This window comes from Modicisalibacter muralis, from assembly GCF_900102945.1.
Lineage (GTDB): Bacteria > Pseudomonadota > Gammaproteobacteria > Pseudomonadales > Halomonadaceae > Modicisalibacter > Modicisalibacter muralis.
Map to the genome: position 1 here is coordinate 61,600 of NZ_FNGI01000013.1, position 22,475 is coordinate 84,074.

Genomic DNA, 22,475 nt, shown 5'->3' on the forward strand with positions numbered 1-22,475 from the left:
CTAGCGACTGGCACCGCTTGACTATCGAGGTTTGGTAATAGAGGAAGGATGGATAAATGAGTCGCAAAAAAGCCGCCGGAGAATTACCCAAACCGGCCCTCGACCAACCCCACCGCGCCGGTGACACCGAACGCATGGCGGGAGGGCGGGTCACTTACCTAGCCCCCTTGCCGCTGCCCACCGGCTACCCGAAGGTGGATTTTCTCAAGGCTACCGGCGAACTCAACGATACCTGGCTGGACTATGGCACCGGCTGGCCCACGGTATTTGGCTGGCAGTTGATCTTCGGCGTGGTGTTTGGTGTTTTTTTACTTGTTGCGTTTATTTTTCCGCTACTGGCTGCGGCTATGACTTATAGCGAAGCTTATCCGTTTACGGAGGAGCTTTCGATTTACTTAGATATCACCATGCCGTTTGCCATTTTAGGTGGGGCGGCTGGCTTGCTGATCTCGTTGTCGGCTGTTTTCCATGCTCATCAAAAAAGAAAAAAAAGCATGCCCGTGCGTTTCAACCGCCAGCGTCGTGAGGTGTGTTTTGTGCCGGAAGGGCCACGAGGTCACGAGGCACCGGTCTTCGTGCCCTGGGAGTCGCTGATGGCCTGGGTGGTGGAGGCACGTGGCGTCACCGGATATGGCGTGACCCAGCAATATGGCCTGGGGCTGGGCTATGCCCACCCTCAGACCGAAAAATGGCTGACCCTGGAGTTTATGTCGCCGGCCGTGCCGCTGGCGATTGGCAGTTGGGAAGCGATTCGCGCCTATATGGAATACGAGGTGGACTCGCTGCGCGATATTCAGGACCCGGAAGGGTTGCGCGGCCCCGACGACCCGCCCTACGAGGGCCTGCACACCCTGCGCAATGCCCGCAAGGATATTAACCGGCGCTACCGTAACGGCGAGGTGGGCTGGCTCTATACGCTGTGCTGGTATCTGTTCGATATCATCGAATGTTGGAATTTGCCCGGCTATCTGGCCGAGTGGGAAACCCGCCGCCTCAAGAAGGCCGGGCCCAAGCGGCTCCCACCGGAAATGCAAGCCTGGTCGCAGCCATTGCCCAGGGAACAATGGGCTCAGCCCAGCCCGGCACTCAAGCGCCTATCCGCCGAGGTGAATCGATTGCACAAGCAACACCCCAACCGCCCCATCGAGCAGCTATTCGCCGAGGTGTACCGCAAGGAAGGGTTGACGGCTTGAGTCAGAAAACCGCCAGCAACCTACCCAGGCCGGGCTTCAACCAACCCCACCGCGCCGGTAACACCGAACGCATGGCGGGTGGACGGGTCACTTACCTAGCCCCCTTGCCGCTGCCCACCGGCTACCCGAAGGTGGATTACCTCAAGGCCGTCGGCGAGCTCAACGACACCTGGCTGGATTATGGCACCGGCTGGCCCACGGTATTTGGCTGGCAGTTGATCTTCGGCGTGGTGTTTGGTGTTTTTTTACTTGTGGCGTTTATTTTTCCGCTAATTATAGCAACCGTAACCTATAACGAGGCCTACCCCTTTATCGGAGAGTTTGTAATTCACTTTAAGATGGGTATTACCCTCGCTTTATGGGGCTGCGGGGCTGGTTTGCTAATCTCGTTGTCGGTTGTTTTACATGCGCATCAAAAAAGAAAAAAAAGCATGCCCGTGCGTTTCAATCGTCAGCGCCGTGAAGTGTGTTTCGTGCCGGAGGGGCCACGGGGTCACGAGGCGCCGGTCTTCGTGCCCTGGGAGTCGCTGATGGCCTGGGTGGTGGAGGCACGCGGCGTCACCGAGTATGGCATGATGCAGCAATATGGCCTGGGGCTGGGCTACGCCCATCCACAGACCGAAAAGTGGCTGACTCTGGAGTTCATGGCGCCGGCCGTGCCGCTGGCGATGGGCAGTTGGGAAGCGATTCGCGCCTATATGGAGTACGAGGTGGACTCGCTGCGCGACATTCAGGACCCGGAAGGGTTGCGCGGCCCCGACGACCCACCCTATGAGGGCCTGCACACCCTGCGCAATGCCCGCAAGGATATCAACCAGCGCCGGCGTAACGGCGAGGTCGGCTGGCTCTTTACGCTGTGCTGGTATCTGATCGATATCATCGAAGGTTGGAACCTGCCCGGCTACCTGGCCGAGTGGGAAACCCGCCGCCTCAAGAAGGCTGGGCCTAAGCGGCTACCCGAGGCGATGCAGGCCTGGTCGCAGCCATTGCCCAGGGAACAATGGGCCCAACCCAGCCCGGCGCTCGAGCGGCTATCCGTCGAAGTGACGCGACTACACAAGCAACACCCTAACCGCCCCATCGAGCAGCTATTCGCCGAGGTGTACCGCAAGGAAGGATTGACGGCTTGAGTCAGCAAAAAACCCACGAGCTCGTCGTGGGTTTTTCGTTCAAGCCATAGGCTAGCGATGTAAGCTCAAGACTCAACCTTTGGCGGCTCTACCTCGAGCTTCTGCGCAGCAATTACCGCCTGGGTGCGCGAGTGCACGCCCAGCTTGCGCAGGATCGCGGTGACATGCGCCTTGATGGTGGCTTCGGAGACATTGAGCTCGAAGGCGATCTGCTTGTTGAGCAGCCCTTCGGTCAACATGTTGAGCACGCGGAATTGCTGCGGCGTCAGTGAGGCGATGGCTTCGGCGAAGCGTGTTTCATCCTCGTCGGACTCGCCGAGCGCTTCGGCGAGCTCCGCGGGTAGCCATACTTCGCCATTGAGTATCTCGCCGACGGCTTCGGCGATCATCGTTAGCGACGATGATTTGGGAATGAAGCCGGAGGCGCCGTAATCGATGGCGCGGCGTACCACGTGGGGTTCGTCGCTGCCTGACACCACTGCCACTGGAATGTCCGGCGTCTGGCCACGCAATTGGATCAGCCCCGAAAAACCGTGAGCGCCGGGCATGTGCAAGTCGAGCAGGATGAGATCCGCGTCGGGATGCCGCATCACCATCTGATTGGTGGCATCCATGGTGTCGGCCTCGACGATCTCGGCCTGCGGCGCCACTTGACGCAGCGCCTGGGTCAGCGCGGCGCGAAACAACGGATGGTCGTCGGCAACGATGAATTTCTGGGCAAAAGCCATTGAGTCTCCTCCGGATCCTCCTGCAGCGAACAGTTGCACTGTCTACCGCAATGCTAGTCTGGTTCGCCTTTCGTACAGCATGTTACCCCATGCCAAGCGGGATTCCCAAGGTTCATGCAGTGCGGAGGCCAGGAACGCTAATATTCTCGCAAGTCGACTTCAATGAAATCGATATGAACCGGAGCCCGCCTGCCTGGTGGCAGTAGCGGGCCCGGTAGAAAAGGTATGTTGAATTAGCGATTAGCGCGGTTCTCGATCAAGTCCTCGACCACGCTGGGATCGGCAAGGGTACTGGTATCGCCGAGCCCTTCGGTCTCGTTGGCGGCAATCTTACGCAGAATGCGGCGCATGATCTTGCCCGAGCGGGTCTTCGGCAAGCTGGGCGCCCACTGGATGATATCCGGCGAGGCAAACGGCCCGATATCCTTGCGCACGCACTGGGTGAGTTCCTTCTTGAGCGCATCGCTGGGCTCGTACTCGTCGCCCACCGTTACGTAGATATAGATACCCTGTCCTTTGACATCGTGCGGATAGCCGACCACCGCCGCCTCGGCCACGGCTTCATGGGCCACCAGCGAGGATTCGATCTCGGCGGTGCCCATGCGGTGCCCGGAAACGTTGATCACGTCGTCGACGCGTCCGGTGATCCAGTAGTAGCCGTCTTCATCGCGGCGGCAACCGTCGCCGGTGAAGTACATGCCTTCATACGTGGAGAAATAGGTCTGTACGAAGCGCTCGTGATTGTTCCAGATCGTGCGCGCCTGACCCGGCCAGGAATCGAGCATCACCAGGTTGCCGCTGGCAGCGCCCTCGAGCAGATTGCCCTCGTTGTCGACCAGCGCCGGCTTGATGCCGAAGAACGGTCGCGTGGCGGAACCCGGCTTGAGATCGATGGCGCCAGGTAGCGGCGAGATCATGATGCCGCCGGTCTCGGTCTGCCACCAAGTATCGACGACCGGGCAATTGGATTTGCCGATCACGCGATAGAACCACTCCCAAGCCTCGGGGTTGATCGGCTCGCCCACCGAACCCAGCAGCCGCAGGCTGTCGCGCTTGCTGGAATCCATCACATGGTCGCCGTGGGCCATCAGCGCACGCACCGCAGTCGGCGAGGTGTAGAGAATCGCCACGTTATGCTTGTCGATGACCTCGCCCAGGCGGCCATGCGTCGGATAGCTCGGCACGCCCTCGAACATCAGCGTGGTCGCACCATTGGCCAGCGGCCCATAGACGATATAACTGTGGCCGGTGACCCAGCCGACGTCGGCGCTGCACCAGTAGACCTCGCCATCCTTGTAGTCGAAGACGTATTGATGCGTCATGGCGGAGTGCAGCAAGTAACCGCCCGTGGTGTGCTTGAGCCCCTTGGGCGCGCCGGTGGAGCCCGACGTGTAAAGAATGAACAGCGGATCTTCGGCATTCATCGGCTCGACCGAACAGTCGCTGGATTGCTTGTCGACCAGATCGTGGAACCAGACGTCGCGACCGTCGTGCCAGTCGATGTCGCCGCCGGTGCGCTTGACGACCAGCACCTTCTCGGCAACATCGGTACCATCGCGAGTCAGCGCCGCATCGACATTATTCTTGAGTGGTACCTGCTTGCCACCGCGCACCGACTCATCGGCGGTGATCACCAGTTTGGTCTGGGCGTCGACGATGCGTTGCGCCAGAGCGTCCGGCGAGAAGCCGCCGAATACCACCGAGTGAATCGCGCCGATGCGCGCGCAAGCCAGCATCGCCATGGCCGCCTCGGGAATCATCGGCATGTACAAGGTGACGGTATCGCCCTTGCCGATGCCGAGTTCCTTGAGCGCGTTGGCCAGTTGGCAGGTACGCGCGTGCAACTCACGATAGCTCAGCGTCTTGCTCTGGCTGGGATCGTCGCCCTCCCAGACGATCGCCGGCTGGTCGCCGCGCTTTTCCAGATGGCGATCAAGGCAGTTGGCGCTGGCGTTGAGTTCGCCATCCTCGAACCAGCGGATATCGACATTGTTCGAGGCGAAAGAGGTGTTCTTGATCTTGCTCGGCGCCTTGATCCAATCCAGGCGCTTGGCCTGCTCGGCCCAGAAGGCTTGTGGATCGTCCACCGACTGCTGGTACAGGGACAGGTACTTTTCGTTATCGGCCCAAGCGTTGGCGGCGAAATCATCGCGCACTGGGTGGACCTTGTGCTGTTCACTCATATCGATGCTCCCTGCACTCGTAATGAGTACGCTGAGAAAGAATTGTATTTCCCAGCATATACCCAGTCGGGGCAGCTTTCCCAATTAGACGTTGGTAGGAGACATTCTTCTTTTAAATCAGAAATTTAAACAGACATTAGCGCTATGAGACGCTGCTATGGACCAAGGGTTGGCGGCATTGTCGGCAAACATAGGATTGACCCGCGCAGGCCAGGGCATGACGACGCCGGCTGAAATGATGATCGCGGCATGCACAACGGTAACGATAGGGCGCCGGGCTCGCCGAGCGAGTGTCGAAGCGGTGCGTCGCGCGAGGCTCCAGGCCGTAGAGGTTGCGCATCACGCTGCGCCACTCGCGGCCATGAGGGCGGACCCTGTGCCCTTCCTCAAGATGGTGGACCAACCAATGCGCCATTTCGTGAGGCACCACATCGACGAAGAACGCCAGGCGATTCTCGCTCAGCAGGGTGGGATTGAAACGTAACCCGCCCCGCCCGAAATGCGCCTGGCCCGCGCACTTGCCGCGCAGGTCCAGCCACGTCCCGGGACGCGGCAGCGCCGGGTATACCTTGCGACCCAATTGCCAGGCGTCATCGACACGCTGGTGAAGGCGGGCATGCAGTGCCGCTTGATCGAGCGCGAACAATCGATCGACATCGGGGGTGGGGAGCGCCGGAGACTTCATGGGATGCTAGAATGCCGAGCAACGCCACCATCGTCCAGCCCCTTTTCCATGGAAGCGACATGCAAGAGACGCCCTATCCCCAACCGCTGCTAGACGACGACGAACTGGATCGACTCGACGACTTCCTCGACTCCGAACGGGTCGACGCCGAGGCGCTGGACCTGATCGGCTCGCACGGTCTATTGGTGGCGTTGGCGGTCGCGCCTCGCGATGTTCCGGCGTCGACCTGGGTCGGTGAGTTGTTTCACGGCGAGCCCACCTTCGCCAACGACGCCGAGCGCGACGATATCCTCGGCTTGCTGGAGCGTCTCAAGCGCAACGCCATCGAGGCCCTCGAGCACGGTCAGTTGCCTGAGTTGCCGTTCGATCTGGAGCTCGAAGGACTGGCCGCCGAGGAAACCCCGATCGGCGACTGGTGCGCCGGTTTCATGGAAGGCGTGTTCCTCGATGAGAGCGCCTGGTTCGAGGGCGACGAGGAAGGCGCCGCCACCCTGTTGCTGCCGTTCATGGCGTTGTCGGGCCTGTTCGACGATGAGCCGGACATGGCCGAACTGGCCGGCGACCCGCTTCAGGCCGAACGCCTCGTGCAGCAACTCCCGGAGCTGGTGCTGGATATCTACCTGCATTACCGCGTGCCGCCGGAGTCGCCCAAGCCCAGCCCACGCAAGAAGCAACCGGCAGGACGCGGTGGCAGGAAGCGCTAACCGCAACCATGCACTCTTAGCTCGCTTTCAGGAGTTTCCCATGAGCGCCCCGATTCCCACTCGTGTTCACTATCATAAGCAGGCCCGCGATCTCGAGCTGGATTATGCCAATGGCGAAAGCTATCGGCTCAGCGCCGAGTACCTGCGCGTGTTTTCGCCCTCCGCCGAGGTACGCGGCCACGGTCCCGACACCGCCGTGCTGCAGGTCGGCAAGAAGGATGTCGGACTTTTGAACATCACCCAGACCGGGCGCTACGCGCTCAAGCTGCACTTCGACGACGGCCACGATAGCGGCTTGTTCAGTTGGGATTACCTGTACGAGCTGGCCACGCATCAGGAGACCAACTGGGCCGATTATCTCGAGCGCCTCGATAACGCCGGCGCCTCGCGCGAGGCATTGGGGATTCCGCTCAAGCAGTTGTAGGCCTCGGCGCAGACAAATGCCGCTGGGCGGCGCTACAATGTCGCCCACGCGTCTTCACACCCGGCCACAGCAAGGGAATACCATGGACAAGCGCACGACCCACTTCGGTTATCAGGAAGTTCCGGTCGAGGAAAAGGCCGCCCGGGTGGCCGACGTCTTCCATTCGGTGGCGGCTCGCTACGACATCATGAACGACCTGATGTCGCTGGGCATTCACCGGCTGTGGAAACGCCTGACGCTCGAGCGCGCCGGCGTGCGGCGCGGCCACAGCGTGCTCGATATCGCCGGCGGCACCGGCGATCTGACGCTCAAGTTCTCGCGGCAGGTCGGCCCTACCGGTCGCGTGGTGCTCGCCGACATCAATCAATCGATGCTGCGTGTGGGCCGCGACAAGCTGCTCGACAGCGGCGTCGGCGATAACGTCGAGTACGTGCAGGCCAACGCCGAACGCCTGCCGTTCCCCGACAACAGCTTCGATTGCATCACCATCGCCTTCGGCCTGCGTAACGTCACCGACAAGGACGCCGCGCTGGCCTCGATGGCCCGCGTGCTCAAACCCGGCGGACGGCTGCTGGTACTGGAGTTCTCCAAGCCGCCCAACGCCTTGCTTTCCAAGGCTTACGACAGCTATTCGTTCAGCATGCTGCCGAAGATCGGCGAATGGGTCGCCGACGACGCCGATAGCTACCGCTATCTGGCCGAATCGATTCGCATGCATCCGGACCAGGAAACGCTCAAGGCGATGATGGAAAATGCCGGCCTGGAACGCGTGGAGTACACCAACATGACCGGTGGCATCGTCGCCCTGCATCGCGGGATCAAGCTGTGAGGATTCGATGTCGCTGACCCCGACCCTGCTACTGGCCTGCGCCGAGAAATCCCTGAATGCCTTGCTTGCCCGTGACCCGGCCGCGCCGGCCCGGCTGCGTCGACTGACAGGCAAACGCCTGCTGCTGCGCCTGGAGCGGCCGCGCCTCGACCTGCTGGTGGTGTTTTATCGCGAAGGCCTGAGCCTGCTCAGCGCCGCGCCAGCCGAGGAGAGCGATGCCGACGCCATCGTCGAAATCGACAACGCGGCGCTGGGGGCGCTGCTCGCTGGCGAGTCGTTGGAAAAACTGATGTTTTCCGGTCGCCTGTCGGTCCGCGGCCAGACCCAGTTACTCGAACAAACCCGCGCGCTGCTAATGGATCTCGACCTGGACTGGGAGGGCGAACTCGCCGAGTGGCTCGGCGACACTCCCGCCCATGGCCTGTCCGAAGGCTTGCGCCATTGCGTGCGCTTCGGCCTGCGCAGCCAGCGCGAGCTGCGTGTCGACATCAAGGATTACGTCTTCGAAGAGGCACGCCTGCTGGCCGGTCATCGGCAGCGCGAGGCACTGCGCGATCATCTCACTGAATTGGAAATCGCCACCGACCGCCTCGAAGCCCGTCTCGATCGCCTGCGACATCGGCTCGACGCACGACGGGAGTCCGCAGCGTGAATCTACGCCTGCTGCGCATCTTCTGGGTGGTGACCCGTTACCGCCTCGATACGCTGATTCCCCTGGAACGCCTGCCGCTGTTGCTGCGCCTGGCCTTTCGCCTGTCGCCGCTGCGCCTGGTACCCACCGGCGATCATTCGCGCGGCCTGCGCCTGCGTCTGGCGCTGGAGGCACTCGGGCCGATCTTCGTCAAGTTCGGGCAGATGCTCTCGACACGCCGCGACCTGCTGCCGCCCGATATCGCCGATGAGCTAAAGCGTCTGCAGGATCAGGTACCACCGTTCCCCGGCGACCAGGCGCGAGCGCTGATCGAGGAAGAACTCGAGTGTCCGATCGACACCGCCTTCGCCGCCTTCGATACCGACCCCATGGCTTCGGCCTCGGTTGCCCAGGTTCATGCCGCACGCCTGCACAGCGGCGAAGACGTGGTCGTCAAGGTGATTCGTCCGGGCATCGACCGGGTAATGCAGCAGGACATCGGCCTGCTCTACTTCTTTGCGCACTTCCTCAAGCGCATTCCCGAGGCGCGACGCCTGCGTCCAGTGGAAGTGGTCGCCGACTACGAAGCGACGTTATTCGACGAGTTGGACCTGCACAAGGAAGCCGCCAACACTTCTCAGCTGCGTCGCAATTTCAAGGATTCGCCGCTGCTCTACGTGCCGATCATTCATTGGTCACTGACGCGCCGGCGGGTAATGGTTCAGGAGCGCATTCATGGCGTGCCGGTCGCCGACATGCAGGCACTCGAGGCGCAAGGCACCGACCTTCGCAAGCTCGCCGAGCGCGGCGTGGAAATCTTCTTCACGCAGGTGTTTCGCGATAATTTCTTTCATGCCGACATGCATCCCGGCAATATCTTCGTCTCGTACAATCACCCATCGGACCCCCAGTACATCGCCATCGATTGCGGCATCGTCGGCAGCCTGACCCGCGAGGATCAGGATTATCTGGCGCGCAACCTGCTGGCCTTCTTCCATCAGGACTACTACGAAGTCGCGGTGCTGCACATCGAATCCGGCTGGGTCGGCGAGGGCACCCGCGCCAATGAGTTCGCCGCCGCGATCCGCACGGTCTGCGAGCCGATTCTGGAAAAACCGTTGAAGGACATTTCCTTCGGTCAGGTACTGTTGGGGCTATTCCAGACCGCGCGGCGCTTCAATATGGAAGTTCAGCCGCAATTGGTACTCTTGCAGAAGACCCTGCTCAATATCGAGGGATTGGGCCGCCAGCTCTACCCCGATCTGGACCTATGGAGCACGGCGAAACCCTTTCTGGAACGCTGGATGAAGGAGCGCGCCGGGCCGCGCGGGCTATGGACGTCGCTACTCAAACAGGCCCCGGAACTCAGCCGGCAACTCCCCGAATTGCCGGTACTCGCTCACCAGGCCCTGTCGCGGATGGAGAGCGAGCAGCGTCAGCGCCGCCGCCAGGCCGATGCACTGATCGGCATGCGCCGCCACCTGACCCGAGTAGTGGGTAGCGGTCGACGCTTGCGTCTGGGACTCCTGTTGCTGGCCATGGCGCTCGCCTGGCAGCCCCTCTGGCAATGGGCCCAGCTGCAACCCTGGCCGGTGTTGGCCGCCGCCGCACTCGGCACCCTATTACTCGCCTGGCGTTAGCCTTATACCATTTGCCTACACAGGACCGTCATCGATGAGCGATATCCTCGATCAACTGGCCACGGTGCTCGAGCAACGGCGTCACGCCGATCCCGAGGCCTCCTATGTGGCGTCGCTGCACCACAAGGGACTCAACAAGATTCTCGAGAAGCTTGGCGAGGAAGCAACCGAAACTCTGCTCGCCGCCAAGGATGCCGCCCAGGGCGATGAACCTGAGCGTCAGGCAGTAGTCGCCGAAACCGCCGACCTGTGGTTTCATAGTCTGGTGATGCTGTCGCATCTGGGTATCGATCACCAGGCGGTGCTCGACGAACTGGCACGCCGTTTCGGTATTTCCGGGTTGGACGAAAAGGCCGCCCGCCCTTCTGAATAATCCGGGCCTGGCCCGAAGAGGAGAAACTCCATGTTAGGTGGCATCAGTATCTGGCAACTGCTGATCGTACTCGGCATCATTATTCTGATCTTCGGCACCAAGAAGCTGCGCAACGTCGGTGGCGATCTGGGCGGCGCGCTCAAGGGTTTCAAGAAGGCCATGCACGAAGACGATGACAAGGACAAAAACGACGACGCCAACCAGCGCCATGTCAGTCATGAAGAACCGGGCGACACCTACGACGTCAAGCCCGAGCAGCGCACCGAGGACCGTGCCGAACATCGGGACGAACGGAAATAAGCCATGTTCGACATCGGCTTTCTCGAACTCATGCTGATTGGCATCGTCGGCCTGTTGGTGCTGGGCCCCGAGCGACTGCCCAAGGCCGCGCGTACCACGGGATTGTGGATCGGCAAGATCAAACGCAGCGTCTCCGGCATGCAGCGTGAGATCAACGCTCAGTTGGAAGCCGAAGAATTGCGTCAGAAGCTTGCCGAACAGCAGAAGAAGCTCGATGCCGGTCTCGACAAGGCGCGGCGCGATGTCGAGAGCTACGCCGGAGCCGCGCCACGGGAAGACGAAAGCAGCCCGAAGAAAGCCGACAATGTGAATCCTGGCCAGCCTGGTGCCACTCAACAAGCCGAACATGAGCCGGTCGAGCCCTCCACGCCCGCCACCGATGCCGACTCGAACAACGCGTCCAACGACGTCGTTTCGAATGCGGCCGAGGCCCCTTCCGGTACCGACAGGGCCGATGCGTCTTCCGCCAGCGGGGCCGGCGACTCATCAGCCGATAAGGATTCCGCATCACGATGAGCGATAGCCCAACCCCGCGAGGCGATCAGCAGGCCCCGCACGGCGAACAGGCACAGGCGCCGCTGATCGAGCATCTGATCGAACTGCGCTCACGGCTGATGCGTGCGGTTATCGTCATTCTGATCATTTTTCTGGCGCTGTATGCCTTTTCCAACGATATCTATACCTTCGTCGCCACGCCGCTGATGGCGCTGCTACCCGAAGGTTCTCAGATGATCGCCACCGAAGTCGCCTCGCCCTTTCTGGCGCCCTTCAAACTGACCATGGTAGTCGCAGTCTTCATCGCCGTGCCCTTCGTACTGCATCAGATGTGGGCCTTTATCGCCCCGGGGCTGTACCAGAACGAAAAGACCCTCGCACTGCCGCTACTGGCCTCGAGCGTCGTGCTGTTCTATGGCGGCGCCGCTTTCGCCTATTACGTGGTGTTTCCGCTGCTGTTCGAGTTCTTCGTGTATACCGGGCCGGAAAATGTCGCGGTAATGACCGATATCAGCCAGTACCTGAATTTCGTGCTCAAGCTGTTTTTCGCCTTCGGCGTGGCCTTCGAAATCCCCATCGCGACCTTTCTACTGATCTGGACCGGCGCCACCAGTGTCGAGAGTCTGTCGAAGAAGCGCCCTTACATCGTGCTCGGCTGCTTCGTGATTGGCATGCTGCTGACGCCGCCCGATGTGATCTCGCAAAGCCTGCTGGCGATACCCATGTGGTTGCTCTATGAGATCGGCCTGCTGTTCGGGCGCGTGGTAAAGCGCAGGAAAGCCGAGGATGAGGATCGCGACGAGTAGGTCGGAAGAAGGAAGAAGGAAGAAGGAAGAAGGAAGAAGGAAGATAGGATTCTGCTTTCCGCTCTTTTCTTCAAGGCGCGCAGTGCCGTTCTTCCCTCTTCCAGCCGCGAAGCGGCGATCTCCTATCGAGTGGCCATCATTTCGTCGAGCTTGTCGACCAGCTTGAAGATACCCTGCGCCACCTCACTGATGCGCTCGCCGAGCATGTAGGCAGGCGTGGTCACCACCCGATGCTCGCGATCCACCACCACCTCGTCGACGGCACAGCTCTTGTGCAGCCCGCCCATGGCACTGATGGCGCCGGCGACACTGGCATTCTGCCCCACGGTCACCGGAATGGCGCTACCCAACAGCCGAGGCACCAGCACCGGCGCGAAGCACATCAGGCCGATCGGCTTGCCGGTCTCGTGAAACGGCACCAGCTTATCGCGCAATAGCGGCAGTATCGTCATATCGGCGCCCGCCGCGTCGAAGTCCGACAGGTTGCGGATGATGCCAAAGCCACCGGGCAGGACGACACCATCGAAGGCATCGGGGTCGAGCGCCTCGAGCGAGTCGATCTTCCCATCAGCCAGGCGCGCCGACTCGACCAGCATGTTACGGGTTTCGCCTTCGGCTTCCTCGCCGGTCAGGTGATTGATGACCTGTCGCTGATCGCTATCCGGGGCGAAACAGTGATAGCCGATGCCCAATTGATCGAGACGCAGCAGCGTCAATATCGTCTCGTGAATCTCCGAGCCATCGTGAATACCACAGCCGGACAGGATGACCGCCACCTGTTTGCTCATGTCATTCTCCTTATGCAAGGGCCCATGCAAGGTGCCTGCAGGTGCGCACGCTCTGACGGAATCTTTCACTTTAGAAGGTCCCCGCGGGTGCGACAAGGCGCCGGCATCCGCGCCTCGTTCGCCCTGATATACTCAAGAGCAACACCGCCACTGTCACCTGACTGTCATCTTCATGAGGCAGGCTAGGCGTGGCGTCGTGACCCTCTACGACCGGAGATGCGAGCTTGAATCCATTAGTTTCACGCCAGTACCCCGCGACCCGTATGCGTCGCATGCGCAAGGACGATTTTTCCCGCCGGCTGATGCGCGAGTCGACACTCACTCCCGCCGACCTGATCCTGCCGGTGTTCGTGCTCGACGGCGAACGGCGCCGCGAGGCAGTGCCATCGATGCCCGGTGTCGAGCGCCTGTCACTCGATCTGCTGATCGAACAGGCCCGCGAAGTCTCGGCGCTGGGCATTCCCGCCTTGGCGCTGTTCCCGGTGGTCGGTGGGCAGCACAAAAGCGAACTGGCCGAGGAAGCCTACAACGCCGGCGGCCTGGTACAGCGCAGCGTGCGCGCACTCAAGGATGCCTGCCCCGAGCTCGGCATCATCACCGACGTGGCACTCGACCCCTACACCAGCCACGGCCAGGACGGCATCCTCGACGCGCAAGGCTACGTGGAGAACGACCGCACCGTCGAGACGCTGCTCAAGCAGGCGCTGTCGCACGCCGAAGCCGGCGCCGACGTGGTCGCGCCTTCGGACATGATGGACGGGCGCATCGGCGCGATTCGCGCGGTGCTCGAGCAGGAGCAGTTGCACAACGCCAGGATCATGGCCTATTCGGCCAAGTATGCCTCGCATTATTACGGTCCGTTTCGCGACGCGCTGGGCTCGGCGGGCAACCTGGGCAAGGCCGACAAGACCACCTATCAGATGGACCCGGCCAACAGCGACGAGGCCGTGCATGAAGTCGCCCTGGATCTCGCCGAGGGCGCCGACATGGTGATGGTCAAGCCCGGCATGCCCTACCTCGACGTGGTGCGCCGTATCAAGCAGGAACTCAGGGTGCCGACATTCGCCTACCAGGTCAGCGGCGAATACGCCATGCACATGGCGGCCTTCGACAATGGCTGGCTCGATGCCGATAGCGTGATCATCGAATCGCTGACGTGCTTCAAGCGCGCCGGCGCCGACGGCGTACTGACCTATTTCGCCAAACGCGCCGCCCAGCTACTCAATCAATAAGCGCGGGAGCTGTGCCCTCGCGCCAACGCAGGGAGCCTTTGCGATGGAAGAGTCGCGCAGCCACGTGTCGTCGAGTAACGATGCCCAGGCGACGTCACCGTTAGCCGATGGCAACGAAGCCGCCAGCGTCGCCCCGGCACTGCGCATCAACCGGACTCGCACCGGCATCCATGCCAAGCCGACGCCCTCGCCACAGGCGGATCTCGACGATGATTCGCTGTATTTCAATCGCGAGCTATCGCACCTGCAGTTCAACATCCGCGTGCTGGAACAGGCGCTGGACGCCTCGCATCCGCTGCTCGACCGGCTGATGTTCCTGCTGATCTTCTCGTCGAATCTCGACGAGTTCTTCGAGATACGCGTTGCCGGATTGCAGCGCCAGCTGGAACTTGGCCATGAGGATACCGGCGCCGATGGCCTGCCCCCACGCCGGGTGCTCAGCGAGATCGCACGCATCGTTCACGAGCAGGTCGAACGCCAATACCGAGTGCTCAACGAAGCGTTGATTCCCGCGCTCGAGGAGCAGCGCATCCGCTTTCGTCGGCGTACCCAGTGGAGCGAGGCGCAACGCGATTGGGTGCGCGACTATTTCGAGACGCAGATCATGCCGGTAATCAGCCCCATCGGCCTCGACCCCTCGCACCCTTTCCCTCGGCTGGTCAACAAGAGCCTCAATTTCATCGTCGAACTGGAAGGTAAGGATGCTTTCGGTCGCGAAGGCGGCCTGGCGATTCTGCCGGCGCCACGCTCCCTGCCACGGCTGATCCGGCTACCGAGCGAGCTCAATGAAGACGGCTATGCCGATTACCTGTTTCTGTCGTCGATGATCCACGCCCATGCCCAAGAGGTTTTTCCCGGCATGGAAGTGCGCGGCTGCTATCAGTTCCGCTTGACCCGTAACGCCGATTTTTCCGTCGACCCCGAGGCCGTCTCGGATCTGGCCTCGGCACTGCGCGGTGAATTGCTGGCCCGGCGCTACGGCGATGGCGTGCGCCTGGAGGTCGCCGACAATTGTCCCGCCGGCTTGGCTAGCTTCCTGCTCAAGCAGTTCGAGCTCGACGAACAGGATCTGTATCGCGTGCATGGCCCCGTCAACCTGACACGCATGATGGCGGTGCTCGGCGATGTCGATCGTCCCGATCTGCGTTACCGGCCGTTTACCCCGGGACTTCCGCGCAGTTTCAAGCCGGAGAGCAGCCTGTTCGATGCCATTCGCCAGGGCGATATTCTGCTTCATCACCCCTTCCAGTCGTTTACGCCCATCGAAGAACTGCTGCGCGAAGCCGCCCGCGACACCGAGGTGCTGGCCATCAAGCAGACCCTGTATCGCACCGGCGCCGACTCGCCGATCGTCGGCGCGCTGGTCGACGCGGCCCGCAACGGCAAGGAAGTCACGGTGGTGATCGAACTGCGCGCGCGCTTCGACGAGGCCGACAACCTAGCCCTGGCGTCGCGCCTGCAGGAGGCCGGCGCTATCGTCATCTACGGTGTCATGGCCTACAAGACCCACGCCAAGATGCTGCACATCGTGCGCCGTGAGCAAGGCGAGCTGCGTTATTACGCGCACCTGGGCACCGGCAATTACCATTCGAAAACGGCGCGGCTGTATACCGATTACAGCCTGCTGACCGCCAATGAAGCGCTCTGCGAGGATGTGCACCAGGTCTTCCAGCAGCTCTCGGGGATGGGCAAGCAGCGCCGCATCGACATCCTGCTGCATGCCCCCTTCGTGCTTCACGAGCGGCTGGTGGAAATGATCGATCGGGAAGCCAAGCTGGCCGAGAAGGGCAAAAAGGCCCATCTGATCGTCAAGTGCAACTCACTGACCGAACCCAAGCTGATACGCGCGCTCTACCGGGCCTCGCGCGCTGGCGTGACATGCGACTTGATCATTCGCGGGGTCTGCTGCCTGCGCCCCAGCGTGCCGGGTATTTCCGAGAATATCCGCGTGCGCTCGGTCATCGGTCGCTTCCTCGAGCACACCCGGGTCTTCTATTTTCATAACGATGGCAAATCGGAAGCCTGGGCCTCGAGCGCCGACTTCATGGAACGCAACATGTTCCACCGCGTGGAGACCTGCTTCCCGATCCTCGACAAGAAGCTCGCCCAGCGCGTGCGCAAGGATCTGGAGACCTATCTGGTCGACAACTGCCAGAGTTGGCTGCTGCACGAGGATGGCAGTTACAGCAAGCTCGAATCCGGCGACGAGGCACCGATCAGCGCCCAGGAGACGCTGCTGTATGCCTATGCCACCAAGACGTAGCCCCTTCCCCTTTCATTGATTCACTGCCTGTCGCGCAACCGCTCGGCGGCGCGTTCGAGCAGATCGGCGGTAGCCTCCCAGCCAAGGCAGGCATCGGTAATCGAGACACCGTAACGCAGCGCGGTGGGATTGAGCGGCTGCTTGCCCTCGTGCAGATTGCACTCGATCATCACACCGACCAGGCTGTCATCGCCGGCCAGGCGCTGCGCCAGTACGTCGAGCAGCACCTCGGCCTGGCGGCGGTGATCCTTGCGTGAATTGGCGTGGCTGCAGTCGACCATGATGCGCGCCGCCAATCCGGCGTCGCTCAGCGCCTTGCGGCTGGCGCGAACCGAACCGGCGTCATGGTTGGGCCGGTCGTGGCCACCGCGCAGCACCAGGTGCGTATGGGGATTGCCGTGGGTCTCGCGCATCACCGGACGACCATTGTGGTCGATAGCCAGGTGGCGATGCGCATGCATCGCCGCGCGTATCGCCGCGATGGCAACCTCTATTCCGCCATCGGTGCCATTCTTGAAGCCCACCGCCGCTTCCATGCCGCTGGCCAGTTCACGGTGAATCTGCGACTCGGTAGTGCGCGCACCGATCGCCGCCCAGGCCAGCAGATCGTCGAAATAGGCGGCGGCCAGTGGCTGGAGTAATTCGGTGGCCACCGGCAGACCCAGCGCCGCGATATCACGCATTAACTGACGAGACAGCGCGAGGCCATGCGCCATGTCGTCGCTGCCATCCAGGTGCGGATCGTAGGCCAGACCCTTCCAGCCCACGGTGGTGCGTGGTTTCTCGACATACACGCGCATGACCAGCAACAGGCGATCCCCGACACGCTCGGCAAGTGCCGCCAGGCGCTCGGCATATTCCAGCGCCGCCTTGGGGTCGTGGATGGAACACGGGCCGACCACCACCAGCATGCGATCGTCGCGGCCATCGAGAATCGCACGCACCGCCTGGCGTTGGGCGGTGATGCGGCTACGCAACGCGGTATCCAACGGCAGGCTCGAGCGCAGCTCGGCGGGGGTCGGCAATGGCCGCGAGCCGGTATCGACACGTCCGTGGTCACCGGCATCGGCGCGGCTCTTGTCACTGGTATCCAGCATGGGTAATTGAGCGTTCATGGCATCGTTTCCTAACGGCGAACGGAACATCGTGATTGTCGTAGGCCACCGATAACGAGCCGGTCGGAGGTGGCAGCCTGCACCGACCGGACGACGCTAAATCGCCAATAACCCTCGCCATGATAGCTGTTGTGGTAAACGCTGCAGGCGAAGGTCGCGATGCTCATCCGTCAATCTCCCATACCATGATCAATGAAAACGAAAAACCCCCGGTCGGGTTGCCGACCGGGGGTTTGATATGCGGTGGAGGCAGCCCTGGGGTTCAGGGTGCGCCTCTTGGCTCAGGTCATCTCGACCGGGCCGCCGGCGCACCGTCTATAAACCAATACCAATAGCCAAAACCGCGCCACGCAACGTCACGCGAACCATCCAGCATGAGCTGGTCGGTATCGGCAGTGAGTCGCGAACGGTTGAGGGGCATGGCTGTCTCCTGAATTCTACCTTCATCCTACACGGTCAAGGATTTTTGGCAACCCGACCGCGGCCAAGATCCAAGCGCTTGCGTATCAGTTAAAATACTGTATCCAGGTGATGGTAGCCGGCAGCACGCTCATGCCGATCAGAACCACCACGCCGAGGAATAGCGACATGAAGCCACTCTCGTCCTTGAAGTTGGAATCGTACTCGGCCATACCGTGGTCTCCGCGTAATCAGGGGAAGTCATCTGGGTTGGTCACATTCTAACCGGTTGTGGCCCGCGATGCAGCGTCGCTCGCCGATTTGACGCGACGCTCATACCTTGCGCTCCTCGCCCGCTGACAGCGCGGCAGCCTCGGCGCTGATTTCAGGCAGCGGGATCAGCGGCACGCGTGGGGCATAGGCGAAAACATCGGAGAATGTCCGCCCAGGGTCGAGGCCCAGCGGCGCCAGGGTGTCGATGCAGGCGTAGACCATGCCCGGCGAGCCGGACAGATAAACGTCGCATCCCGAAACGTCGTCCAGCGTCGCCGCCAGGACCCGATCGATACGCCCATGATGCGCATGCACGCGCTCAGCGGCGAAATCGATATCGAGCGGTGCTTCGGATACGCCATGAAAGTCGACGTTGGGGTACGTCTCGGCCCACTCACGCGGCAGACTCTCGAGATAGAAGTCGCGACGCTCGCGCACCGCCCACCACAACGCTATCGGCCGGTTGCCATCGGCGGCCAGCGCCGCCTCCATCAGCGCCTTCACCTGGGCAAAGCCGGTTCCAGCGGCGAGCAACAGCAGTGGCCGCCCGCCGGATGGCGTCAGCACGCAGTCGCCACCCGGCAGGCGCACGGTGAGTTGCGGCGAATGCTCGATGACTTCGCGCATGCGCCGGGAGTTTTCGCGTTCCGGCCAGTGCTGGATATGCAGCTCGATAGCGCCATCGCCACGATGCGCGTTGGCGATCGAGAACGGCACCCAGGTCTCGTCGTCGAGCTTGAGCTCCAGATACTGACCGGGCGCGTGAGCGACCGCCTCGGCACGGCCTTCCAGGCTGACGCGGAAGACATCGGAAGTCAGGTCTTCAACCGCGATCACGTGGCAGGTCAGGGTCCTCGCCGTCATGCTGTCCTCTTGCAATTGTCGGAGCGGACCATTTCAACGGCCCGCCGTGTCGGGCAACGTAATACCCAGCTCGTTCCAGCGGGCATCGACACGAATCTTGACCTCGCTGGTCATGACGATTGGCGTGCCCCACTCACGATCGGTTTCCCCCGGCCATTTATTGGTGGCGTCCAGGCCCATTTTCGAGCCCAGCCCGGCCACCGGCGAGGCGAAATCCAGGTAATCGATCGGCGTATTCTCGACGATCACCGTATCACGCGACGGATCCATGCGCGTGGTGATCGCCCAGATCACGTCCTGCCACTGGCGAGCATCGATATCGTCGTCGAGCACCACCACAAACTTGGTGTACATGAATTGGCGCAGAAAACTCCACACGCCCATCATTACCCGCTTGGCATGGCCCGGGTAGCGCTTCTTCATGGTCACCACCGCCATGCGGTAGGAGCAGCCCTCGGGTGGCAGGTAGAAATCGACGATCTCGGGAAACTGCTTACGCAGGATCGGCACGAACACCTCGTTGAGTGCCAAACCGAGAATCGCCGGCTCATCGGGCGGCCTGCCGGTATAGGTCGAGTGATAGATCGGCTCGCGGCGATGGGTGATGCGCTCGACGGTAAACACCGGGAAGGGCTCGACTTCGTTGTAATAGCCGGTGTGGTCGCCGTAGGGGCCTTCCGGTGCGGTGTCGTCAGGGTAGATGAAACCTTCGAGGACGATCTCGCTAGAGGCCGGCACCTCGAGATCGGCGTGCCCGCATTTAACCAGCTCGGTGCGCGAGCCGCGCAGCAGTCCGGCGAAGGCGTATTCCGACAGCGTATCCGGCACCGGCGTCACCGCGCCGAGGATCGTCGCCGGGTCGGCGCCCAGCGCCACCGCCACCGGAAACGGCTCGCCGGGGTGCGCCTCGCACCATTCCTGAAAATCCAGCGCGCCGCCGCGATGCGACAGCCAGCGCATGATCAGGCGGTTCTTGCCGAGCTTCTGCTGGCGATAAATACCCAGGTTCTGGCGCTCCTTGTGCGGCCCCTTGGTGACCACCAGCGCCCAGGTCACCAGCGGTGCCACGTCACCCGGCCAGCAGTGCTGAATGGGAATGCGATCGAGGTCGACGGCGTCGCCCTCCAGCACCACATCCTGCACCGGCGCCTTGCGCAGCGTCTTGGGCCCCATGCTCATCACCTGCTTGAATACCGGCAGCTTGTCCAGCGCATCGCGAAAGCCCTTGGGCGGCTCCGGTTCCTTGAGAAAGGCCAGCAACTCGCCGACCTCGCGCAACGCACCGACCGAATCCTGGCCCATGCCGAGTGCCACACGCTTCGGCGTACCGAACAGGTTGCCCAGCACCGGCATGGCATGCCCCTTGACGTTCTCGAACAGCAACGCCGGGCCGCCGGCACGCAGGGTGCGATCGCAGATCTCGGTGATTTCCAGATACGGATCGACCTCGGCACTCACCCGCTGGAGTTCGCCGAGTTTTTCCAGCGCCGCGATGAATTCACGCAAGTCCTTATACTTCATCGGTTTCCCGTCTTACGAACGACAGAAGGGGCAGGATAGCACCTGCCCCTCCGGAATGTCGTTTTCAATGCCGCCATGACAGAAAGCATCGAGAACCGTCACGAGCGAACACAGTCGAGTTCGGACGGAGCACAGGAACCGGAGCATACACGAAGTATGTGAGGATTCCGTTCGGACTCGCGCACGAGCACCGCCCGGGCTCGAGATGTGGAGCGCAGTAGGTTATTCGTTGCTTTCTAGCGTCGCTTCATGGCCTCGAAGAACTCCAGATTCGTCTTGGTATCCTTCAAGCGATCGATCAGGAATTCAGTGGCCGCGGTGTCCTCCATCGGGTTGAGCAGCTTGCGCAGAATCCACATGCGCTGCATTTCTTCCTCGGAGGCGATCAGATCCTCGCGGCGGGTGCCCGAGCGGCGAATGTTGATGGCCGGGTAGACGCGTCGCTCGGCCAGCTTGCGGTCGAGGTGCGCTTCCATGTTGCCGGTACCCTTGAACTCCTCGAAAATCACCTCGTCCATCTTCGAGCCGGTATCGACCAGCGCGGTGGCGAGGATGGTCAGGCTGCCGCCCTCTTCGATGTTACGCGCGGCGCCGAAGAACCGCTTGGGCTTCTCCAGGGCGTGGGCATCGACACCGCCGGTAAGCACCTTGCCGGAGGATGGCACCACGGTGTTGTAGGCACGCGCCAGACGGGTGATGGAATCGAGCAGGATGACCACGTCCTTCTTGTGCTCGACCAGGCGCTTAGCCTTCTCGATGACCATCTCGGCGACCTGCACGTGGCGTGCCGGCGGTTCGTCGAAGGTCGAGGCCACCACCTCGCCGCGCACCGTGCGCGACATCTCGGTCACTTCCTCGGGGCGCTCGTCGATCAACAGTACGATCAGGTGGCACTCGGGGTTGTTGCGCGTGATCGAGCCGGCGATGTTCTGCAGCATCAGCGTCTTACCGGCCTTGGGCGGCGAGACGATCAGGCCACGCTGGCCCTTGCCGATAGGCGAGGTGAGATCGATGATGCGGGCGGTGAGGTCCTCGGTGGAACCGTTGCCGATCTCCATGAACATACGCTCATTGGGAAACAGCGGCGTGAGGTTCTCGAAGAGGATCTTGTGCTTGGCATTTTCCGGCTTGTCGAGGTTGATCTGGTTGACTTTCAACAGCGCGAAATAACGCTCGCCTTCCTTGGGCGGACGAATCTTGCCGGCAATGGAGTCACCCTTGCGCAGGTTGAAACGGCGAATCTGCGACGGCGACACGTAAATGTCGTCGGGGCCGGCAAGATAGGATGAGTCGGCACTTCGCAGGAAGCCGAAACCGTCCTGGAGGATTTCCAGAACACCATCGCCATAGATATCCTCGCCACTCTTGGCGTGCTTCTTGAGGATGGCGAAAATGATGTCCTGCTTGCGGGAACGGGCCAGGTTATCGATACCCATCTGTTGGGCGATTTCCAGCAGTTCCGGAACGGTTTTTTGCTTGAGTTCGGTAAGATTCATCGGTTTGTAGAGATTGCTCTTGTCAGCGTGACGGCGTGAATGCCGATAGATAACTGGGACAGGAGGCGGTGACGGTGCGCCGCGCGGTGCGTTCAGAGCCCTGGATGTTCCGCTCGCCGGATATGGCCGTTGGGTGGCGCTCCACCAGGAGGCCATGGACACTATCGGAATCGAGGGAGGCGCTGTTCCTATCGCCTGGATCTTTCAACAACTGCCAATCAAAAATTGCAGCACTGGAACAGCGGGCTAACTGACGACTTGGAATTTGACCGCGTGGCGGCCGGAAAGCATTCGGAACAGGCGAACGCTTCGATGTTAGTTAAGCTGGACGACAAACGCAAGCCCAACCGCCCAAGTACGATTGACAAGCTTCGAGACGCCCAGCAACCTTGACCCATCGTCA

22 protein-coding genes are annotated in these 22,475 nt (G+C 61.6%); 13 read left to right on the forward strand and 9 right to left on the reverse strand.

Features of this window, described 5'->3' with window-relative positions; translation table 11 throughout:
* Window positions 1-56: 56 nt before the first annotated feature.
* Both BLR92_RS20030 and BLR92_RS17720 read left to right on the forward strand, forming a co-directional pair.
* The gene (locus BLR92_RS20030) at window positions 57-1,193 is read left to right on the forward strand and encodes a DUF6708 domain-containing protein (protein ID WP_245704262.1); all 1,137 of its coding nucleotides are present in this window, start codon (window positions 57-59) and stop codon (window positions 1,191-1,193) included.
* A gap of 431 nt (window positions 1,194-1,624) precedes the next feature.
* A complete protein-coding gene (locus tag BLR92_RS17720) occupies window positions 1,625-2,323 on the forward strand; it encodes a hypothetical protein (protein WP_245704263.1) in 699 nt (232 codons plus the stop codon).
* A 65-nt stretch (window positions 2,324-2,388) separates the two neighbouring features.
* Here the strand turns inward: BLR92_RS17720 and BLR92_RS17725 are convergent, their stop codons facing one another.
* From BLR92_RS17725 to BLR92_RS17735, 3 genes are all read right to left on the reverse strand, one after another.
* Complete coding sequence (locus BLR92_RS17725) at window positions 2,389-3,051, reverse strand: response regulator (protein WP_089730607.1); 663 nt, start codon at window positions 3,049-3,051, stop codon at window positions 2,389-2,391.
* Between the two features lie 233 nt (window positions 3,052-3,284).
* A complete protein-coding gene (gene acs, locus BLR92_RS17730; RefSeq protein WP_089730608.1) occupies window positions 3,285-5,234 on the reverse strand; it encodes an acetate--CoA ligase in 1,950 nt (649 codons plus the stop codon).
* 142 nt (window positions 5,235-5,376) lie between these two features.
* A complete protein-coding gene (locus tag BLR92_RS17735; RefSeq protein ID WP_089730609.1) occupies window positions 5,377-5,919 on the reverse strand; it encodes a SprT family zinc-dependent metalloprotease in 543 nt (180 codons plus the stop codon).
* Between the two features lie 59 nt (window positions 5,920-5,978).
* Here BLR92_RS17735 and BLR92_RS17740 point away from each other — a divergent pair, with 59 nt between their 5' ends.
* From BLR92_RS17740 to tatC, 9 genes are all read left to right on the forward strand, one after another.
* Window positions 5,979-6,623, forward strand: a complete 645-nt coding sequence (locus tag BLR92_RS17740) for a YecA/YgfB family protein (RefSeq protein ID WP_089730610.1) — start codon at window positions 5,979-5,981, stop codon at window positions 6,621-6,623.
* A 40-nt stretch (window positions 6,624-6,663) separates the two neighbouring features.
* Window positions 6,664-7,047, forward strand: coding sequence for a gamma-butyrobetaine hydroxylase family protein (locus BLR92_RS17745; RefSeq protein WP_089730611.1), 384 nt, complete (start codon window positions 6,664-6,666; stop codon window positions 7,045-7,047).
* Between the two features lie 82 nt (window positions 7,048-7,129).
* Complete coding sequence (gene ubiE / locus BLR92_RS17750) at window positions 7,130-7,876, forward strand: bifunctional demethylmenaquinone methyltransferase/2-methoxy-6-polyprenyl-1,4-benzoquinol methylase UbiE (protein ID WP_089730612.1); 747 nt, start codon at window positions 7,130-7,132, stop codon at window positions 7,874-7,876.
* A gap of 7 nt (window positions 7,877-7,883) precedes the next feature.
* The gene (locus tag BLR92_RS17755; RefSeq protein ID WP_089730613.1) at window positions 7,884-8,528 is read left to right on the forward strand and encodes a ubiquinone biosynthesis accessory factor UbiJ; all 645 of its coding nucleotides are present in this window, start codon (window positions 7,884-7,886) and stop codon (window positions 8,526-8,528) included.
* Complete coding sequence (gene ubiB, locus BLR92_RS17760; protein WP_089730614.1) at window positions 8,525-10,147, forward strand: ubiquinone biosynthesis regulatory protein kinase UbiB; 1,623 nt, start codon at window positions 8,525-8,527, stop codon at window positions 10,145-10,147. Before BLR92_RS17755 ends, ubiB begins: the two co-directional genes overlap by 4 nt.
* Window positions 10,148-10,181: 34 nt before the next feature.
* Window positions 10,182-10,520, forward strand: coding sequence for a phosphoribosyl-ATP diphosphatase (locus tag BLR92_RS17765; RefSeq protein ID WP_089730615.1), 339 nt, complete (start codon window positions 10,182-10,184; stop codon window positions 10,518-10,520).
* Between the two features lie 30 nt (window positions 10,521-10,550).
* Window positions 10,551-10,820: a Sec-independent protein translocase subunit TatA gene (gene tatA, locus BLR92_RS17770; RefSeq protein WP_089730616.1), complete on the forward strand. Its 270-nt coding sequence runs from the start codon at window positions 10,551-10,553 to the stop codon at window positions 10,818-10,820.
* A gap of 3 nt (window positions 10,821-10,823) precedes the next feature.
* On the forward strand, window positions 10,824-11,336 hold the full coding sequence (gene tatB / locus BLR92_RS17775; protein WP_089730617.1) for a Sec-independent protein translocase protein TatB: 513 nt from the start codon (window positions 10,824-10,826) through the stop codon (window positions 11,334-11,336).
* Window positions 11,333-12,121, forward strand: a complete 789-nt coding sequence (gene tatC / locus BLR92_RS17780) for a twin-arginine translocase subunit TatC (RefSeq protein ID WP_089730618.1) — start codon at window positions 11,333-11,335, stop codon at window positions 12,119-12,121. The genes tatB and tatC overlap by 4 nt, the downstream gene beginning before the upstream one ends.
* Window positions 12,122-12,243: 122 nt before the next feature.
* On the opposite strand, the gene elbB is transcribed toward tatC, so the two are convergent.
* Window positions 12,244-12,909, reverse strand: coding sequence for an isoprenoid biosynthesis glyoxalase ElbB (gene elbB, locus BLR92_RS17785; protein WP_089730619.1), 666 nt, complete (start codon window positions 12,907-12,909; stop codon window positions 12,244-12,246).
* Between the two features lie 224 nt (window positions 12,910-13,133).
* On the opposite strand from elbB, the gene hemB reads away from it, so the two are divergent.
* Both hemB and ppk1 read left to right on the forward strand, forming a co-directional pair.
* Complete coding sequence (gene hemB, locus BLR92_RS17790) at window positions 13,134-14,141, forward strand: porphobilinogen synthase (RefSeq protein ID WP_281242951.1); 1,008 nt, start codon at window positions 13,134-13,136, stop codon at window positions 14,139-14,141.
* 43 nt (window positions 14,142-14,184) lie between these two features.
* On the forward strand, window positions 14,185-16,404 hold the full coding sequence (gene ppk1 / locus BLR92_RS17795) for a polyphosphate kinase 1 (protein WP_089730621.1): 2,220 nt from the start codon (window positions 14,185-14,187) through the stop codon (window positions 16,402-16,404).
* 20 nt (window positions 16,405-16,424) lie between these two features.
* Here ppk1 and BLR92_RS17800 read toward each other — a convergent pair whose 3' ends face one another.
* From BLR92_RS17800 to rho, 5 genes are all read right to left on the reverse strand, one after another.
* Window positions 16,425-17,519: a 3-deoxy-7-phosphoheptulonate synthase gene (locus BLR92_RS17800; protein ID WP_089730622.1), complete on the reverse strand. Its 1,095-nt coding sequence runs from the start codon at window positions 17,517-17,519 to the stop codon at window positions 16,425-16,427.
* Window positions 17,520-18,025: 506 nt separating this feature from the next.
* The gene (locus BLR92_RS20095; RefSeq protein WP_281242952.1) at window positions 18,026-18,151 is read right to left on the reverse strand and encodes a hypothetical protein; all 126 of its coding nucleotides are present in this window, start codon (window positions 18,149-18,151) and stop codon (window positions 18,026-18,028) included.
* A 100-nt stretch (window positions 18,152-18,251) separates the two neighbouring features.
* On the reverse strand, window positions 18,252-19,055 hold the full coding sequence (locus BLR92_RS17805; RefSeq protein WP_089730623.1) for a ferredoxin reductase domain-containing protein: 804 nt from the start codon (window positions 19,053-19,055) through the stop codon (window positions 18,252-18,254).
* Window positions 19,056-19,088: 33 nt separating this feature from the next.
* Entirely contained in the window at window positions 19,089-20,576 is a 1,488-nt protein-coding gene (gene ubiD, locus BLR92_RS17810) for a 4-hydroxy-3-polyprenylbenzoate decarboxylase (protein ID WP_089730624.1), read from the reverse strand.
* 236 nt (window positions 20,577-20,812) lie between these two features.
* A complete protein-coding gene (gene rho / locus BLR92_RS17815; RefSeq protein WP_089730625.1) occupies window positions 20,813-22,072 on the reverse strand; it encodes a transcription termination factor Rho in 1,260 nt (419 codons plus the stop codon).
* Window positions 22,073-22,475: the final 403 nt, after the last annotated feature.

Excerpts from the sequence above, each read along its gene's own strand:
- BLR92_RS20030 (WP_245704262.1), top strand. The coding sequence starts at position 57 with ATGAGTCGCAAAAAAGCCGCCGGAGAATTACCCAAACCGGCCCTCGAC.
- BLR92_RS17720 (WP_245704263.1), top strand. The coding sequence starts at position 1,625 with ATGCCCGTGCGTTTCAATCGTCAGCGCCGTGAAGTGTGTTTCGTGCCG.
- BLR92_RS17725 (WP_089730607.1), bottom strand. The coding sequence starts at position 3,051 with ATGGCTTTTGCCCAGAAATTCATCGTTGCCGACGACCATCCGTTGTTT.
- acs (WP_089730608.1), bottom strand. The coding sequence starts at position 5,234 with ATGAGTGAACAGCACAAGGTCCACCCAGTGCGCGATGATTTCGCCGCC.
- BLR92_RS17735 (WP_089730609.1), bottom strand. The coding sequence starts at position 5,919 with ATGAAGTCTCCGGCGCTCCCCACCCCCGATGTCGATCGATTGTTCGCG.
- BLR92_RS17740 (WP_089730610.1), top strand. The coding sequence starts at position 5,979 with ATGCAAGAGACGCCCTATCCCCAACCGCTGCTAGACGACGACGAACTG.
- BLR92_RS17745 (WP_089730611.1), top strand. The coding sequence starts at position 6,664 with ATGAGCGCCCCGATTCCCACTCGTGTTCACTATCATAAGCAGGCCCGC.
- ubiE (WP_089730612.1), top strand. The coding sequence starts at position 7,130 with ATGGACAAGCGCACGACCCACTTCGGTTATCAGGAAGTTCCGGTCGAG.
- BLR92_RS17755 (WP_089730613.1), top strand. The coding sequence starts at position 7,884 with ATGTCGCTGACCCCGACCCTGCTACTGGCCTGCGCCGAGAAATCCCTG.
- BLR92_RS17765 (WP_089730615.1), top strand. The coding sequence starts at position 10,182 with ATGAGCGATATCCTCGATCAACTGGCCACGGTGCTCGAGCAACGGCGT.
- tatA (WP_089730616.1), top strand. The coding sequence starts at position 10,551 with ATGTTAGGTGGCATCAGTATCTGGCAACTGCTGATCGTACTCGGCATC.
- tatB (WP_089730617.1), top strand. The coding sequence starts at position 10,824 with ATGTTCGACATCGGCTTTCTCGAACTCATGCTGATTGGCATCGTCGGC.
- tatC (WP_089730618.1), top strand. The coding sequence starts at position 11,333 with ATGAGCGATAGCCCAACCCCGCGAGGCGATCAGCAGGCCCCGCACGGC.
- elbB (WP_089730619.1), bottom strand. The coding sequence starts at position 12,909 with ATGAGCAAACAGGTGGCGGTCATCCTGTCCGGCTGTGGTATTCACGAT.
- ppk1 (WP_089730621.1), top strand. The coding sequence starts at position 14,185 with ATGGAAGAGTCGCGCAGCCACGTGTCGTCGAGTAACGATGCCCAGGCG.
- BLR92_RS17800 (WP_089730622.1), bottom strand. The coding sequence starts at position 17,519 with ATGAACGCTCAATTACCCATGCTGGATACCAGTGACAAGAGCCGCGCC.
- BLR92_RS20095 (WP_281242952.1), bottom strand. The coding sequence starts at position 18,151 with ATGGCCGAGTACGATTCCAACTTCAAGGACGAGAGTGGCTTCATGTCG.
- BLR92_RS17805 (WP_089730623.1), bottom strand. The coding sequence starts at position 19,055 with ATGACGGCGAGGACCCTGACCTGCCACGTGATCGCGGTTGAAGACCTG.
- ubiD (WP_089730624.1), bottom strand. The coding sequence starts at position 20,576 with ATGAAGTATAAGGACTTGCGTGAATTCATCGCGGCGCTGGAAAAACTC.
- rho (WP_089730625.1), bottom strand. The coding sequence starts at position 22,072 with ATGAATCTTACCGAACTCAAGCAAAAAACCGTTCCGGAACTGCTGGAA.